Raw genomic sequence first — 14,935 nt, 5'->3', positions numbered from 1 at the left:
TATGTCATGGCGGTTTTGTACGAAATAGCCGGTTGGGCCGATATCCTGTTGTGGATCGTTTTTGCAGTGCAGGTCGCGTATCTGCTGTTTTTCGCCTGGAAGGGCGGGATGCTGCGACCGTGGAGCGCCGTGCGGCGGCCAGTCCGCAGCAAGCGGCGTTTCGCCGTGTTTTTTCCGGCCTACAAGGAAGACCGTGTGATCGTAGAGACGGTGGAGTCTTTTTTGCGGCAGGATTATCCGGCCGATTCTTACGAAGTGGTCGTGATCTCGGATCGGATGCAGGATCGGACGAACGAACGATTGTCCGGATTGCCGGTAACGCTGCTCAGGGTAGATTTCGAAAACAGTTCGAAGGCCCGGGCGCTTACGTTCGCCGTCGATAAGCTGGATCGGAAACGGTACGACGTCGCGGTAGTGATGGATGCCGACAATACGGTGCAGCCCGATTTCCTGCGACGGCTGAACGAAACGTTCGAGACGGGTACGCGGGCCGTCCAAGCGCATCGTCAGGCCAAAAACCGCAATACGCCGACGGCCGTTCTCGACGCCGTCAGCGAGGAGATCAACAATGCGGTATTCCGGGCCGGGCATATCCGCAGCGGGCTTTCGTCGGCGCTGATCGGTTCGGGGATGGCTTTCGATTACGGATGGTTTCGCGATAATATCCGCAAAACGTGTACGGCCGGCGAGGACAAAGAGTTGGAAGCCCTGTTGTTGAAGCTGGGAATATATATTCATTACCTGCCGGACGTTCCGGTCTACGACGAGAAAACCCAGCGCGGAGAGGCGTTCGGCAACCAGCGTAGGCGTTGGCTGGCGGCGCAGTTCGGCGCGTTGGCGAAAGGCCTTCGCGACCTGCCCGGGGCGATTGCCGGCGGTAATTTCGATTACGCCGACAAGTTATTCCAGTGGATGCTGCTGCCGCGGGCGGTGCTGATTGCCGGCATTCTCTTTTTCGGGGTACTGTTTACGGCGGCCGATCCCGTTTGGGGCGTCAAATGGGGAATCCTGCTGTGGCTGCTCGGGTTGGCGGTGGCGATGGCGATCCCGGATTCCCATGCGGACAGGCAACTGAGCGGGGCGCTGCGGAAGGTGCCTGGCTTGGCCGCCGGGATGGTGCTGAACCTCTTCCGGTTGCGGGGCGTAAACAAGCGTTTTATTCATACCGAACACGGTGACGAATCTGTCGTAAACTGATTATTATGAGTTTGAAAGAGAAAATAAAGCAGAATCCGGAGCTTAAGCGCCGCCTGCTGAATGCGATGGTGCATCCGGTCAAAACTCGGCCGCGGGGATGGTTGCGCCTGTTCCGGCGGTTTTATACCGAACGCGGGAAAGGCTCGGTCGTCTGCCGCAACGCGCGGTTGGATATCGTTCCGTTCAATCCGTTTTCGCTCGGCGCGCGTTCGGTGATCGAGGATTTCAGTACGGTCAACAATGCGGTCGGCGCGGTGCGTATCGGCGACCGGAGCCGCATCGGACTGGGCAATACGATCATCGGGCCGGTGCGTATCGGCGACGACGTCAATCTGGCCCAAGGAATTACCGTGTCGGGGCTGAATCATAATTTCGAAAATATTTGCGCTCCGATTGCGGCGCAGGGCGTTTCGACGTCGGAAGTCGTGATCGCCGACGACGTATGGATCGGAGCCAACGCCGTGATTCTGGCCGGGGTCAGTATCGGTTCTCACAGCGTCGTTGCAGCCGGTGCCGTTGTGACGAAAAACGTCCCGGAGTGTTGTGTGGCGGCCGGAAATCCGGCGCGGATCGTAAAGTATTACGACCGGGAGGCCGGTTTGTGGAAAAAAAATTGACCGAAGGGCCTGTGGATCCGTTCGGAATGGAAAACGAAATGGAGAAAGGTAAGCCGAAAGTGAGCGTCGTGATTCCGGTTTATAATACGGAAAAGTATCTGGAGGCTACGTTGCAGAGCATCCGGAATCAAACTTGTTGCGAAATCGAGATCATCGTGATCGACGACGGTTCGACGGATTGCAGTGCGGAGATCGTCCGCCGGGCCGCGGACGAGGACGGCCGGATCGTTCTCGTTTCGCAACCGAACCGGGGATTGTCCCTGGCGCGGAATGCCGGGATCGCACGGGCCTCCGGCGAGTTCGTTTATTTTATGGACAGCGACGACCTGCTGGAGAAAGACGCTTTGGAGACATGTTATCGGAAATGTACGGAACAGCGTCTCGATTTCGTGATTTTCGACGCAGAGGCGTTTTCCGACGAAGGGGCGGATATTCCGGGGATCCGGTACGAACGAACGCAGGGAATGCGGGATCGTGTCTACGATGGCCGGGAGCTGCTGGCTCTGTTGCTGCGCGAAGGGCGTTACCTGCCTTCGGCCTGTTTGAGTTTCGTTCGTCTCGGTCTGCTGCGGGAATCCGGACTCCGTTTTTACCCGGACATGCTGCACGAGGACGAACTTTATACGCCGATGCTGTATCTGTATGCCGCGCGAGTCGGCTGTATCGAGCGCGCTTTTTTCAAGCGTCGGGTCCGCGAGGGTTCGATTATGACGAACCGGATTTCCCGGCGCAATATGGAGGGGTATTTCACGGCGTTCCGTGAGATGCGCTTTTGGAAACGCTCGCATCCGGGCGACAAGCGGTTGGTCGGGCTGTGGTTCTCCTATATCGTCGATCCGGTGATCTGGAAAGCCCATGCGCTGCCGCTGCGTGACAAATGGCGGGTCGTCCGGGCCGGGTTTCCCTATTTCGGTTACGTGAAAGTGAGAACCTTATTCGTATTTTTGTTCAAACGCTGAAGGGAACGGGGCATGTCGCTAAAGAAAGATTTGTTTTCGGGGGTATTCTATACGGCGGTCGCCCGGTATTCGGGCCTGATCGTCTCGCTGGTGATCGCCGGCGTACTGGCGCGCCTGATTCCGCCGGAGGATTTCGGTGTCGTAGCGGTGGCGACCGTAATTATCAGTTTTTTCGGCATATTCAGCGATCTGGGAGTCGGGGCTGCCGTGATACAGAACAAGATCCTGACCGACGGAGATCTGTCGAAGATTTACTCGTTCACGGTGTGGACGGGCGTGTTGTTGGCCGTACTGTTTTTCGCCGCATCGTGGCCGATTGCCGCGTATTATGAAAAAAGTATCCTGAAAAGCCTGTGTCAGTGGCTGTCGGTCAACCTGCTGTTCGCTTCGGTCAATATCGTGCCAAACGCTCTGCTGCACAAGGCGAAACGTTTCCGTTTCCTGGCTGTGCGGAATCTGGTCGTTCAGGTCGGAGGCGGAGCGGTTTCGATCGTAGCGGCGCTGTGCGGCGCCGGTTTGTACGCGCTGATCGTCAATCCGATTCTGTCGAGCGTCCTGCTGTTCGTCCTTTCGTACCGGGCCTACCCGCAGCGGCTGCGGCCGACCTTCGGGCTGGATGCGATCCGGAAGATATTCAGTTTTTCGGCTTACCAGTTCCTGTTCAACGCGATCAACTATTTCAGCCGGAACCTGGACAAACTGCTGATCGGTAAGTGTATGGGGATGACTCCGTTGGGGTATTACGAGAAATCGTACCGACTGATGATGCTGCCGCTGCAAAACATCACGCATGTGATCAGTCCGGTCATGCATCCGGTATTTTCAGAGTTCCAGCACGATTTGCAGCGGGTGCGCACGTCGTATGAGAAGATTGTCCGCTTGCTGGCTTTCATCGGTTTCCCGCTGTCGGTTTTTCTGTGGTTCGCCGCTCAGGAAGTCGTGCTGATTATTTTCGGATCGCAGTGGATGCCGTCGGTGCCGGTCTTCCGGATTCTGTCTCTTTCGGTCGGCGTACAGATCGTGCTGGCGTCGTCCGGCGGGATTTTCCAGGCGGCTAACGATACGCGGAGCCTTTTTGTCAGCGGGGCGTTTTCGGCGACGCTCAACGTGGCTGGCATTCTGGTCGGGATTTTCGTTTTTCGATCGTTGGAGGCGGTCGCATGGTGCATTTGCGTGACGTTTACGATCAATTTCGTGCAGTGTTACTGGATGATGTACCGGGTGACGTTCGCGAAAAGCCGCCTGTCGGGGTTCTGCCGACAGCTCGTTTCGCCGCTGGCGGTAAGCGGGATACTCGTGCTGTTGCTGGGAGCGACGACGGCCCTGACGAAAGATTCTCCGGAACTTGTCGGCATCCTGGCGAAAGGGGCCGTTTTTTTACTAACTTTGTTTGTATACCTGCAGGTTAGCGGGGAATATGATATTTTGGCCAAACTCAAACGTAAAGGTAATCCGTCATGAAAATCCTGTTCCTCGTATTCCACGGTTTCGATGCGTTCAACGGAATCAGTAAGAAGATCGGCTATCAGATCGAGGCGTTGCGGATACTCGGTCATCAGGTCGAGCTCGGTTCGCTCGCTGTGGACGAACGGGGACGCTGGAAACGCATGGGCGGCGACCGGGTCGTGGAGGATCTCGGCGCCGGGATCGTCGGGAAATTAAAAAAAAGATGGCGTTACGGTTCGCTCGCCCGTTACATCGTAGAGGACGGTTTCGATTTCGTTTACATGCGTTCCGATCATAACGCCAATCCGTTTACGATTCGGATGGCCCGGCGTGTACGCCGGGCCGGCATCGCGATGGTGATGGAAATTCCGACTTATCCCTACGATCAGGAGTACCGGACGCTGGGGCTGAAAGAAAAAACGGAACTGGCGATCGACCGTATTTACCGGCGCGCGCTGGCCCGCCAATTACGCGCTGTGGTGACATTCAGTGATCTAAGCTCGATTTTCGGACAGCGGACGATCCGCATATCCAACGGGGTCAGTTTCGAACGCATTCCGGTCCGCCGGGAACACGATCCGGTTCGCGGCGAAGTGCATCTGATTGCAGTAGCCGATATCAGTTTCTGGCATGGGTTCGACCGTTTGGTACGGGGGATGGCGGCTTATTATGCCTGCAAACAGCGCCCGGCCGACGTGTACCTGAGCATTGTGGGCCGCGGCCGGGCCGAGACGCTCGACGAACTGCGCCGGACCGTTCGGCAGAACGGATTGGAACGATGGGTGCGTTTTACCGGCCCGCTGTTCGGAGAAGCGCTGGATCGGGAGTTCGACCGGGCCGATATGGCCGTCGGCAGTCTCGGGCGGCATCGTAGCGGAATTTCATATATCAAAACTTTGAAGAACAGGGAGTATGCGGTTCGGGGAATCCCGTTCGTTTATTCCGAGTGCGACAGCGATTTCGAGCGGATGCCTTATGTGTTGAAAGCGCCGGCCGACGAGTCGCCGCTGGACGTCGGCGCATTGGTGGCCTTTTGTTCCGGACGCCGTTTCTCTGCCGCGGAGATCCGGGAGTCCGTGCGGTTTCTTTCGTGGGAGAATCAGATGCGCAAAGTGCTCGACGAATCGTTAAAGACGGCATAAATGGCAAAAAAAATCGTATATCTGATTCCCGGGCTCCATTTTCCGAGCGGCATGGAACGGGTACTGACGCTCAAGGCCAACTACCTGGCCGACGAGTTCGGTTACGACGTGACGGTGATCCTGACCGAAGAGAAGGACAAGCCGTTCTATTATCCACTTTCGCCGAAGGTCAAAACGATCAATTTCGATTTGAACTTCGACCGGATGTACGGTTTGCCGTTGCATCGGCGGCTGGTTTATTACCGGAAGCGACTGCGGAAGTTCAAAAAAATGCTGACCTCGACGTTATGCGAGTTGAAGCCGGATATTACGGTTTCGTTGTTGCGCCGGGACATCAATTTCCTGAATACCGTTCCGGACGGCAGCGTGAAAATCGGGGAGATCCACTTCAACCGTTCCAATTACCGCGACTTCAATAACCGGATGCTTCCCGGTTTCGTCCGGGATGCGGTCAAAAAATACTGGAACGCGCAGTTGATCCGGGAGTTGAAAAAATTGAAAAAATTCGTGGTGCTGACCCGCGAAGACGAGGCGCTGTGGACGGAGTTGGATAATGTCACGACGATCCACAATCCGTTGCCGTTCTATCCGGGACCGGACCGTGTTTCTCCGTGTACGGCCAAACAGGCGATTGCCGTCGGCCGTTATACGTGGCAGAAGGGATTCGACCTTTTGATCGAAGCGTGGAAACGGGTGGCGGTCCGTCATCCGGACTGGACGTTGCGAATTTACGGGGGAGGGGATCCGACGATTTATGCGCGGATGGTCGAAGAGGCCGGATTACGGCGAACCTGCCGTTTGGAAGGCGTTACCGACGATGTGGTCGGTAGGTTTTGCGAAAGTTCCGTTTTTGTGCTTTCTTCGCGTTTCGAAGGGTTCGGGCTGGTCGTGGCCGAAGCGATGGCCTGCGGAGTACCTCCGGTTGCGTTCGCCTGTCCCTGCGGGCCGAAGGATATTATCCGTGACGGCGAGGACGGACTGCTGGCGAAAAACGGGGATGTGGAGGACCTGGCCGAAAAGATATGCCTGTTGATCGAACGGGACGAACTGCGCAAACGGATGGGGAGCCGGGCGAGGGAACATGTGCGGCGGTTCGATATCGACACCATTATGCAGCAATGGAGACAGCTTTTCGATGAGGTGACTTCGTAAAGGATCATGCCGGAAATATGAAATGGTACGAAAAATATCTGTCCGTTTACGGAAAACCGTACGCGGGTGTGCCTGCCGAGGTTATGGACGGAATCCGCAACCGGCTTCGGACATTGCAGAGCGACGAGCCGCTGGTTTCGGTCGTGGTGATCGCCTATAACGAAGAGAAGCACCTGCCGGCATGCCTGTGGTCGCTTTCGGAAAGCGTGTGCGAATATCCGATGGAGATCATCGGCGTGAATAACGATTCGGCCGACCGCACGGCGGATGTTTTCGAAGCGTCCGGAATTCCGTATCATACCGAACTGCAACATAGTTGCGGATATGCCCGCCGGTGCGGACTACAATATGCCCAAGGGAAATATTACATTTGCATCGATTCCGACACGATGTATCCGCCGGGGTATGTGCAGGCGATGGCGGATGCGTTGCAAAGACCGGGGATCGTCGCCGTTTCGTCGCTGTGGAGTTACATGCCGGACGAAGGTCACCCGTGGCTGGGCCTTAAAATTTACGAGTTTATGCGCGATACGCACCTGTGGATGCAGTCGTTCAAACGGCCGGAACTGAGCGTCCGGGGGTTGGTGTTCGCCTACAATGCCGACTACGGCCGGAAAGTGGGATACCGGGTGGATATTATCCGAGGCGAGGATGGGTCGATGGCATTGGGCTTAAAGCAATACGGCAGGATCGGTTTCGTACGCAGCCGGAAAGCCCGTGCGGTGACCGGTTACGGGACGGTCGGCGCCGACGGTTCGTTCCTGAACAGTTTCCGGGTGCGGATTGTCAAGTATCTCAAGGGTATGGGAAGTTATTTTACGAAAAAGGATCGTTACCGGGACGACGAGTCGAACCTTGTCCGCTGAAAGGCTGGATGGGAACCGAATTATAGTGGATTCGATAGGTTATGAGATCAGGTGAACCTTACGTGCGTTTTTCCTGAACAAACGGACGCCGGAAATGGTGCGGAAAGTGTCTCCTCCGCGGAGTGCCGGTTCGGAATTTAAATCCGTTTCGAATGACCGAACCCGTGCGGCGGCGCTATTCGGCGAGCGTAAATCCCATGAAAACGGGATTGTGGTCGCTCCATTCCTGCGGCAGCGAATAGTAGCTGACCGGATGGATTCCCTGAGAGTATAGGATGAAGTCGATGCGCAGCAGGTCGAAAAAGCCGTGGAACGTATATCCGTACCCGTTTCCGCAACTTTTGAAACCGTCTTTCAGCAGGTCTCCCCGGATTGTTTGGTAGGTATAGGATACCGGCGTGTCGTTGAAGTCGCCGCAGAGGATCAGCGGGGAGCGGGTCGATTGTACGATGGCATGTACCTGGCGGGCCTGCTCGGCTCGTTTCACGAAATTGCTTTGTATGGTGTTTTGCAGCTGGTTGACGCCGTGCAGGTCTCCGATGACGTAATTCTCCTTGATGCCCTCGATGAGCGCCCGGCTCTGCGTGATGCTGGTCGTCTGCATGTGCACGTTTACGATTCGGACGGGTCGGCCGTCGATCGAAAGGTCGCACCACAAGCCGTCGTTGCAGCTATTCTCGAACGGGATTATCTGCCAGTCCGTGATCGGATATTTGCTGAATACGGCCAGGAGCAGTTTACCGTCGCCTCTGTCCGGTTCGCTCCGGTACGGGTAAGCGCCGAACAGAGAATCCAGACCGGGCATCCCCCGGATGCCGTTGAATTCCTGAAAACAGATGATATCAACTTCCTCCTCGCGGGCATGCAACAGGATGTCGTCCAGAATCAGACGCACTTCTTGATGGACGGCTCCCGCATTCAGCGTCATAATTTTCATCGTTTTGCCTGCGGCGGACGCCGGGGGCGAGTACTGGAACATACCGTTCAGATACCGGTAGTTCGCTGCGATCGCCAGAATGGGGAACAGCAGCCATATGAATTGTCGTTTGAAGATCAGCCAGATAATGAACAGCGCGCAGAGGATCAGCAGGGCGGGGATCGCCAGACCCAAAAACGGCATCGACGGGTAAACGGCCGGGTCGGCGTACGGTACGAAATATCCGGCCATCGTAATCAGCGATACCAGGCAGATGACCAGATTGAAGGTCAGTTTCATAAATGTTCCGACGGCTTTTTTCCCCATGGCGCGGCGATGAATGAATCGCAAATATAGTGTTTTTAGCGATTTTCGGAGGGGGAGCGCGAAATTTAAGCCGGATTTATTCCGTTTCGGTCGCCGCGGTTTTCCGCACACGCGGTAAATAGGGTATTTCTGTTGCCGGATATTCGTACGCTCCGATAAATAAATGCTGCAAACGGCTTGGAATATCCGGGATAATGTGTTTATTTTGACAATCGGTTATCGGAGGGGTGCGTCGAGCGAAACCGGTGTCGTTAAATGCTGTCTGTCAGATATTTATGCAGAATAAAGGGAAACAGTCCATCCTGGAGAAAATCAAGCGCCCCGTCGATCCGAAATTGTTTATCAAGGAGATCGACGGTCTGCGTTTTCTGGCCATCCTGACGGTATTCATGCTGCATTTGAATAATTATGTCAGCCGGAGCGTCGGCCGGAACTTCAACGCCGGGATTTCGGACTTTTTTTCATGGGACTGGTTTATCAACCGGTTCGGGTTCGGGGTCGAGATCTTTTTTGCCATCAGCGGTTTCGTGATCTCCTTGCCTTTTCTGCGGCATTACATGTATCACGAAAAAAAAACGGAGCTAAAGGTTTATTACCGGCGTCGGTTTTCCCGGATCGGCTGGCCGTTCCTGCTCTCTTGCGTGATATTTTATACGCTTTATGTCGTAGCCAACCGTTTGTCGCTGGCCGGCGAATCCCCGCACCTGTTCAGCGCCGTGGCTTATGTGCATACGCTGATTTACGGGGCATGGGCTCCGTTCAATCCGGTCACCTGGAGCCTGGAGGCGGAAGTGCAGTTCTATCTGATCGCGCCTTTTCTGATCGGTTTTATATTTTCGAACCATTCGCTCATGCTGGTGAAACTGCTGGGACTCGCGGCGGCGGCCATCGTCGTACGGGCTTTGTTCCTGGACGATATCGCGCGGTTGCATCTCGACCGGACGGTGTTCGTATTCCTGCCGCTGTTCCTTTCCGGGTTTCTGCTGGCTTTTATCTATTTGCGTCATAATGATTTCCTGCTTCGGAAGTCATACGTATGGGATGCGGTCGCTGCGGCCGTCTTTTTCGGTATGTTGTGGACGACCTACGCCCCGAACCGCACTGCCTTTACGGTCTGCTGTTTCGTTTTCCTGGTCGCCGTATTCAAAAGCCGTTTGCTGAACCGGATGCTGACCCATAAGGCCGTTTATGTCCTGGGCGGCATGAGCTATTCGTTCTATTTGTTGCACTATCCGATGTTCTACTTGTTCGGCAAAGTATTCGGACAGCATCTGATGTGGTCGGAAAGTTACGTGGCGAACTATTTTACGCATGCTCTGGTTTTCTTCCCGCTGACGATTCTGGTCGCTTCGGTGTTTTACTGGGTCGTGGAACGGCCCTGTATCGCCAGGAAGCGGAACGTCCGGCTGAGAGCTGCAAACGGATTTGCAGGGAAACTGAATGTGAATTAATCGGTACAATACCATGAAAATAGCTATCGAAGCCCAGCGCATTTTCCGCGTGAATAAGCATGGGATGGATTTCGTCGCGCTGGAAGTGATCCGGGAATTGCAGAAGATAGATCGTGAAAACGAATATTTCATCCTCGTCAACGCGGGCGAAGACCGCTGCCTCGAGGAGAGCGAGAATATGCATATCGTGACGGTAAACGCTCCGCTCTATCCGCTTTGGGAACAGGTCTGCCTGCCGGAAGCGGTGCGCCGGATCGGGCCCGACATCCTGCATTGTACCGGCAATACGGCGCCGCTGCGGTGCGACGTTCCGCTGGTGCTTACCCTGCACGATATTATTTTCTTGGAGAAACGTTCCGGTTCCAGTCCTTCGTGGTATCAGAACATGGGGTGGTATTACAGGCGCTTCGTCGTCCCGCGTGTTCTGCCGAAATGCCGCCGGATCATCACCGTGTCGAACTACGAGCGCGAGCGGATCGGGAGTGCACTGCAGATCGGCGGCGACCGGTTGGTTGCCGTTTACAACGGGTACGGAAGTCATTTTCGTCCGGTCGAATCTCCGTACGAGGTGACTCGCAAATACCTACCGGAGAAAGAATACCTGTTTTTTCTCGGCAATACCGATCCGAAGAAAAATACGGCGCGCACGCTCCGCGCCTATGCCCTGTATGCCCGGCAGACAGAGCGTCCGCTGCCGCTGCTGGTAGCGGATATTCCCGAAAACGTGATTGACGGAATATTGAAGGAGCAGCAGATTTCCGACGTCAAACCGCTGCTGCGCCTGCCCGGTTACATTCCCAACGGCGACCTGCCGTCGGTATATTGCGGAGCGAAGATTTTTCTTTATACGTCGTTGCGCGAGAGCTTCGGAATCCCGATGCTGGAGGCGATGGCCTGCGGAACACCGGTCGTTACTTCCGACACTTCGGCGATGCCCGAGGTCGCTGGGAGCGGGGCCGTGCTGGTCGATCCGACGGACGAGACGCAGATCGCCGGAGCAGTGCGGCGGTTGCTGGACGATCCGCAACTGTACGAACGCCAGCGGGCTTACGGGTTGGAGCGGGTAAAACAATTTTCGTGGCGAAAGACGGCGGAACAGACGTTGGACGTTTATAAATCGGTCGGATTATGAAAGCATTGGAGATCGTATTCTGGATTTCGGTATTCGTCGTTTTTTATACTTATATCGGTTATGGCATCGTGTTGTGGGTGCTGGTAAAGGTTAAGGAGACGTTCCGTCCCCGGAAGGAGCCGCGGATGCCGGACGAATTGCCGGAAGTGACTCTGTTCGTTGCCGCTTACAACGAAGAACGGGTCGTGGACGAGAAGATGGCGAATACCCGGTCGTTAGATTACCCGGCCGATCGGTTGAAAGTGGTTTGGGTGACGGACGGAAGCGACGATTCGACGAACCGGAGACTGGAGGCCTACCCGGAGGTCGAGGTATTTTTTCAGCCCGAACGTCAGGGGAAAACGGCGGCGTTGAATCGCGGGATCGAATTCGTCGAAACGTCGCTGGTGGTGTTTACCGATGCCAATACGATGTTGAACCGGGAGGCGATACGTGAGATCGTGCGCTGCTTTTCCGACCCGACGGTGGGATGCGTGGCCGGCGAAAAGCGGATCGCCGTGCGGCGGCTCGACGGCGCGGCTGCCGGAGGCGAAGGCCTTTACTGGAAATACGAGTCGGCGCTGAAGCGGCTCGACTGGCGGCTGTACTCCGCGATGGGGGCGGCCGGCGAGTTGTTTGCCGTGCGGCGCGGCCTCTTCGAGCGGATGGAGAACGATACGCTGCTGGACGATTTCGTCCTCTCGCTGCGGATCGTGCAGAAAGGATACCGCATCGCTTATTGCGATACGGCCTATGCCATCGAAGGCGCTTCGTCCGACATGAAGGAAGAGCAGAAGCGCAAGGTGCGTATTTGCGCCGGCGGCCTGCAGTCGATCGGACGTCTGCGACCGCTGCTGAATGTCTTTCGTTACGGCGTGGTCAGTTTCATGTTCTTATCGCACCGGGTGCTGCGTTGGTCGCTCACTCCGCTGCTGCTTTTTTTGCTGTTGCCGGTCAATGCGGCGCTGGCCTTTAGCGGATCGCCGTTGTACATTACGTTCCTGGCGTTGCAACTGGCGTTTTACGCCGCCGCCCTCGGAGGATATTACCTGGCGACCCGGGCGATCCGCAACAAGTACTTGTTCGTGCCGTATTATTTCCTTTTTATGAACGTGAACGTGATCCGCGGTTTCTGCTATTTGCGGAAAAAACGGGGATCGGGTTCGGGCGCGTGGGAAAAAGCAAAGCGGGCCTGATCGCAGACCCGCCCGATGACGTCCGGAAAATCGGCTTAGATGTATTTTTTGATCATTGCGGTCAACTGTCCCACGACGATGGGCTTGGCCATGTAGTCGTTACAGCCTGCGTCGATCGCTTTTTGCTTGTCGCTGTCGAAAGCGTTGGCAGTAAGTGCGATGATCGGGATTTCCGGATCGATATCCCGGATTGCGCGGGATGCTTCCAGTCCGTCCATCTCCGGCATTTTGATGTCCATCAGGATCAGGTCGGGCTGCTCTTTTTTGTAAACGTCGATGGCTTCGATGCCGTTGTATGCCCGTAAAACGGTATACTCTTTCCTTAAGATGATGGACACCAGCAGAAAGTTACTGTCCGTATCTTCCGCAACCAATATTTCCTTGGGTCGATTGTCTGCCATTACTACCGATAGGATTAATTAAACGTTACAAAATAAGCCAATTTTTTCCATAAAAGCAATGATTTCCACGGAAATTGCTTTTTTTCTGGATTTTGCGCTTTTTGGGGATACAACACGTTCTGGACGAGCTATTTCCTTATTTTGAAATGCCGCTCCGATTTTTTGGGATAAATGTCGCTGATCGTAATCAGTATCCCGGTCTCCTCGACATTCCCGAAATCGGGGTTGACGACCGTTCCGAAAACGCGCATCGATGGCGAAAGGCTCATGTACGAGTTGATCAGCGGCGGGATGTTTTCACGGTAATTGCGGATCTCGCGGATCAACGTTTTGTAGTCTTCCGCATAGCTGCCGCCGCAGAACAGCGCTTCCATCTTTTCGACGTCGAAATCGAGGACGATCGGGTGAATGGCCTCGACCAGGTTTTCGCGATCCGGGAAATGTTTGCGCAGGAAATAGAGCAGGATGTTGCGGGCTTCTTTGTCGTACGAGCCGTACATGGTGACTTTGCCGAAAAAGTAGCGCATGTCCGGATTGTTCACGACCAGCGCTCCCAGTCCGTCCCACAGGTTGTCGAGCGAGTAAAGCCCTTTCGGGTTGCTGCGCGAGCCCTGGTAATGAGGCTGTACGAACGACCGTCCCAGTTCGATCGTGTAGGGCAGGTATTCCTCGCGGAATTTGTCCGTGAAACGAAAATAGTGTTCCGTCGACATGCATTTCGGATGCGACGAATGCGAAATGATGAAGCGGTATCCGCCGACGATCTCCTTTTGTTTCGGATCCCAGACGATCAACTGCCGGTATCCTTCCGGATCGAGGTCGTATTCGTCGATGTCCGTGTCGGCTCCCGTGCCGCCTCCGCCGTCGCGGAACGACACTTCCCTGAGCCGTCCGATTTCCCGCATTACGTTCGGGCTGTCGCCGGCTGTGACGACGTATATTTCATTGTCTCCGTTATTGGTCGGGCGCAGAAAGCGTTCCCGGGTCAATTCTGCTTCTATCAAATCGGTCGGGACGGGGTCGATCAGTGGTTTCATCGGGTGTTTTGATTGGATGAGCAAAAATATAAAAACAAATCGACAAAGTAATATTTAGCCGTTTTTTTGTTCGTTTTTAAGTTTATATACGTATTCCCGGAGCCGTTCCGCCCATACTTTCGCGGGCTTCCCGTCGTCGAGCCGCTGCCACGGCACCGGTTTTCCGAAGCGGATGCGGAAATCTTTTCCTCGCTGGCGGAACATCTCGTCGGGCAGGTAGAGCATTTCGAGATTGGCCCGGATGCCCACGGCGGTGCGGAAGTTGGACAGGTTGTAAAAAAAAGACGACAGTTCCCCTTCGAAATAGACCGGAACGACGTCGCGGCGGCTTTCGATCGCGTTTTTGATGAAACTGGGTCGCCACGGGCAATCCCGCACGACGCCCCGGTGCCGGCGCGAGCAGAGCCCGGCCGGGAACGTGGCGACCTGCACGTCGCTTTGCAGGTTTTCCCGGAGCAGTTCGGCGTACTGCGCCTTCTGCCGGCCGTGCTTGTTGACCGGGATGAAGAGCGGATTGAGCGGCGTGAGGTGCATCAACAGGTCGTTGACGATGATTTTGACCGATCCGAAATGGCGCTCCAGTTCGTCGCACAGCATCATGCCGTCCATGCCGCCGAACGGATGGTTCGAAGCGAACAGGTAGCGTCCTTCGCGCGGCAGCTTTTCGAGCCCGACCGCCCGGTAACGGATACCCATATCCGCCAGCGCCGCGCGGATGAACGGGATCGGTTCGAGGTGCGAATAAGCCTGCAAAATACGGTTGATTTCGTCCTGGTGGATCGTGCGTTTCAGATAGGCCACTACGAAGCGCGGTAACAAACGCGCCAGCGCCGGATTTTTATCCCGGATCACTTTCTCCAGATCGACGGTAAGCGTTTTCTCGTCGGACATCACGTTGGGTTGATTTTGCGCAAAATTAAGATATTCCCGGTTCATTGGAACGGTTTCGGGTAAATTTTGTACTTTTATCCGCGAAATTTTAACCTTGTCGTTATGGAGTCCTACCATGTGCCGGTGCTGTTCGCCGAAAGTATCGATTTGCTGAACATACGTTCAGGCGGGGTTTACGTAGACCTGACTTTCGGCGGCGGCGGGCATTCGCGCGGGATTCTGGAGC

The 14,935-nt window shown here is 55.4% G+C and carries 15 protein-coding genes; 11 read left to right on the top strand and 4 right to left on the bottom strand.

Going from position 1 to position 14,935, the window contains the following annotated elements:
- The first annotated feature begins 6 nt into the window (after positions 1–6).
- Genes PGR91_RS11855 through PGR91_RS11825 form a run of 7 tightly spaced genes read left to right on the top strand, consistent with a single transcriptional unit; the run spans position 7 to position 7,379 of the window.
- Entirely contained in the window at positions 7–1,197 is a 1,191-nt protein-coding gene (locus PGR91_RS11855; protein ID WP_118657022.1) for a glycosyltransferase, read from the top strand.
- A gap of 5 nt (positions 1,198–1,202) precedes the next feature.
- Positions 1,203–1,814 (top strand): acyltransferase, encoded by a 612-nt coding sequence (locus PGR91_RS11850; protein ID WP_118457180.1) that lies wholly within the window; start codon positions 1,203–1,205, stop codon positions 1,812–1,814.
- A 26-nt stretch (positions 1,815–1,840) separates the two neighbouring features.
- A complete protein-coding gene (locus PGR91_RS11845) occupies positions 1,841–2,773 on the top strand; it encodes a glycosyltransferase family 2 protein (RefSeq protein ID WP_147387411.1) in 933 nt (310 codons plus the stop codon).
- A 12-nt stretch (positions 2,774–2,785) separates the two neighbouring features.
- A complete protein-coding gene (locus tag PGR91_RS11840; RefSeq protein WP_118657020.1) occupies positions 2,786–4,234 on the top strand; it encodes a lipopolysaccharide biosynthesis protein in 1,449 nt (482 codons plus the stop codon).
- A complete protein-coding gene (locus PGR91_RS11835) occupies positions 4,231–5,361 on the top strand; it encodes a glycosyltransferase family 4 protein (protein WP_118657018.1) in 1,131 nt (376 codons plus the stop codon). The genes PGR91_RS11840 and PGR91_RS11835 overlap by 4 nt, the downstream gene beginning before the upstream one ends.
- Complete coding sequence (locus tag PGR91_RS11830) at positions 5,362–6,513, top strand: glycosyltransferase family 4 protein (RefSeq protein ID WP_118657016.1); 1,152 nt, start codon at positions 5,362–5,364, stop codon at positions 6,511–6,513.
- A 17-nt stretch (positions 6,514–6,530) separates the two neighbouring features.
- On the top strand, positions 6,531–7,379 hold the full coding sequence (locus PGR91_RS11825) for a glycosyltransferase family 2 protein (RefSeq protein WP_118657014.1): 849 nt from the start codon (positions 6,531–6,533) through the stop codon (positions 7,377–7,379).
- Positions 7,380–7,554: 175 nt separating this feature from the next.
- Here PGR91_RS11825 and PGR91_RS11820 read toward each other — a convergent pair whose 3' ends face one another.
- Positions 7,555–8,622, bottom strand: coding sequence for an endonuclease/exonuclease/phosphatase family protein (locus PGR91_RS11820; RefSeq protein WP_118457186.1), 1,068 nt, complete (start codon positions 8,620–8,622; stop codon positions 7,555–7,557).
- Positions 8,623–8,897: 275 nt separating this feature from the next.
- Here PGR91_RS11820 and PGR91_RS11815 point away from each other — a divergent pair, with 275 nt between their 5' ends.
- From PGR91_RS11815 to PGR91_RS11805, 3 genes are read left to right on the top strand one after another with little or no spacing between them, the layout of a single operon-like run.
- Positions 8,898–10,073, top strand: a complete 1,176-nt coding sequence (locus PGR91_RS11815) for an acyltransferase family protein (protein ID WP_118657012.1) — start codon at positions 8,898–8,900, stop codon at positions 10,071–10,073.
- Between the two features lie 13 nt (positions 10,074–10,086).
- The gene (locus PGR91_RS11810; RefSeq protein WP_055206132.1) at positions 10,087–11,205 is read left to right on the top strand and encodes a glycosyltransferase family 4 protein; all 1,119 of its coding nucleotides are present in this window, start codon (positions 10,087–10,089) and stop codon (positions 11,203–11,205) included.
- On the top strand, positions 11,202–12,380 hold the full coding sequence (locus tag PGR91_RS11805) for a glycosyltransferase family 2 protein (protein WP_101573349.1): 1,179 nt from the start codon (positions 11,202–11,204) through the stop codon (positions 12,378–12,380). Before PGR91_RS11810 ends, PGR91_RS11805 begins: the two co-directional genes overlap by 4 nt.
- A gap of 35 nt (positions 12,381–12,415) precedes the next feature.
- Here the strand turns inward: PGR91_RS11805 and PGR91_RS11800 are convergent, their stop codons facing one another.
- The 3 genes from PGR91_RS11800 to PGR91_RS11790 form a co-directional block, all read right to left on the bottom strand.
- Positions 12,416–12,781: a response regulator gene (locus PGR91_RS11800; RefSeq protein ID WP_118657010.1), complete on the bottom strand. Its 366-nt coding sequence runs from the start codon at positions 12,779–12,781 to the stop codon at positions 12,416–12,418.
- Positions 12,782–12,909: 128 nt separating this feature from the next.
- Complete coding sequence (locus tag PGR91_RS11795) at positions 12,910–13,818, bottom strand: GNAT family N-acetyltransferase (protein ID WP_101573346.1); 909 nt, start codon at positions 13,816–13,818, stop codon at positions 12,910–12,912.
- Positions 13,819–13,872: 54 nt separating this feature from the next.
- Positions 13,873–14,709 carry a 1-acyl-sn-glycerol-3-phosphate acyltransferase gene (locus PGR91_RS11790; protein ID WP_118657066.1) on the bottom strand — a complete coding sequence of 279 codons (837 nt, stop codon included), beginning with the start codon at positions 14,707–14,709 and terminating at the stop codon, positions 13,873–13,875.
- A gap of 102 nt (positions 14,710–14,811) precedes the next feature.
- On the opposite strand from PGR91_RS11790, the gene mraW reads away from it, so the two are divergent.
- The coding region (gene mraW / locus PGR91_RS11785; protein WP_270399357.1) for a 16S rRNA (cytosine(1402)-N(4))-methyltransferase at positions 14,812–14,935 on the top strand (124 nt) is incomplete at its 3' end.

Origin of the sequence: Candidatus Alistipes pullistercoris, assembly GCF_027665465.1 — a bacterium.
In the GTDB taxonomy this organism is placed as follows: domain Bacteria; phylum Bacteroidota; class Bacteroidia; order Bacteroidales; family Rikenellaceae; genus Alistipes_A; species Alistipes_A hominis.
This window is presented reverse-complemented; position numbering and strand designations above follow the sequence as displayed.

What these genes read in the sequence shown, in the direction of transcription:
- PGR91_RS11855 (WP_118657022.1), top strand. Translation starts at nt 7, where the DNA reads ATGGCGGTTTTGTACGAAATAGCCGGTTGGGCCGATATCCTGTTGTGG.
- PGR91_RS11850 (WP_118457180.1), top strand. Translation starts at nt 1,203, where the DNA reads ATGAGTTTGAAAGAGAAAATAAAGCAGAATCCGGAGCTTAAGCGCCGC.
- PGR91_RS11845 (WP_147387411.1), top strand. Translation starts at nt 1,841, where the DNA reads ATGGAAAACGAAATGGAGAAAGGTAAGCCGAAAGTGAGCGTCGTGATT.
- PGR91_RS11840 (WP_118657020.1), top strand. Translation starts at nt 2,786, where the DNA reads ATGTCGCTAAAGAAAGATTTGTTTTCGGGGGTATTCTATACGGCGGTC.
- PGR91_RS11835 (WP_118657018.1), top strand. Translation starts at nt 4,231, where the DNA reads ATGAAAATCCTGTTCCTCGTATTCCACGGTTTCGATGCGTTCAACGGA.
- PGR91_RS11830 (WP_118657016.1), top strand. Translation starts at nt 5,362, where the DNA reads ATGGCAAAAAAAATCGTATATCTGATTCCCGGGCTCCATTTTCCGAGC.
- PGR91_RS11825 (WP_118657014.1), top strand. Translation starts at nt 6,531, where the DNA reads ATGAAATGGTACGAAAAATATCTGTCCGTTTACGGAAAACCGTACGCG.
- PGR91_RS11820 (WP_118457186.1), bottom strand. Translation starts at nt 8,622, where the DNA reads ATGGGGAAAAAAGCCGTCGGAACATTTATGAAACTGACCTTCAATCTG.
- PGR91_RS11815 (WP_118657012.1), top strand. Translation starts at nt 8,898, where the DNA reads ATGCAGAATAAAGGGAAACAGTCCATCCTGGAGAAAATCAAGCGCCCC.
- PGR91_RS11810 (WP_055206132.1), top strand. Translation starts at nt 10,087, where the DNA reads ATGAAAATAGCTATCGAAGCCCAGCGCATTTTCCGCGTGAATAAGCAT.
- PGR91_RS11805 (WP_101573349.1), top strand. Translation starts at nt 11,202, where the DNA reads ATGAAAGCATTGGAGATCGTATTCTGGATTTCGGTATTCGTCGTTTTT.
- PGR91_RS11800 (WP_118657010.1), bottom strand. Translation starts at nt 12,781, where the DNA reads ATGGCAGACAATCGACCCAAGGAAATATTGGTTGCGGAAGATACGGAC.
- PGR91_RS11795 (WP_101573346.1), bottom strand. Translation starts at nt 13,818, where the DNA reads ATGAAACCACTGATCGACCCCGTCCCGACCGATTTGATAGAAGCAGAA.
- PGR91_RS11790 (WP_118657066.1), bottom strand. Translation starts at nt 14,709, where the DNA reads ATGTCCGACGAGAAAACGCTTACCGTCGATCTGGAGAAAGTGATCCGG.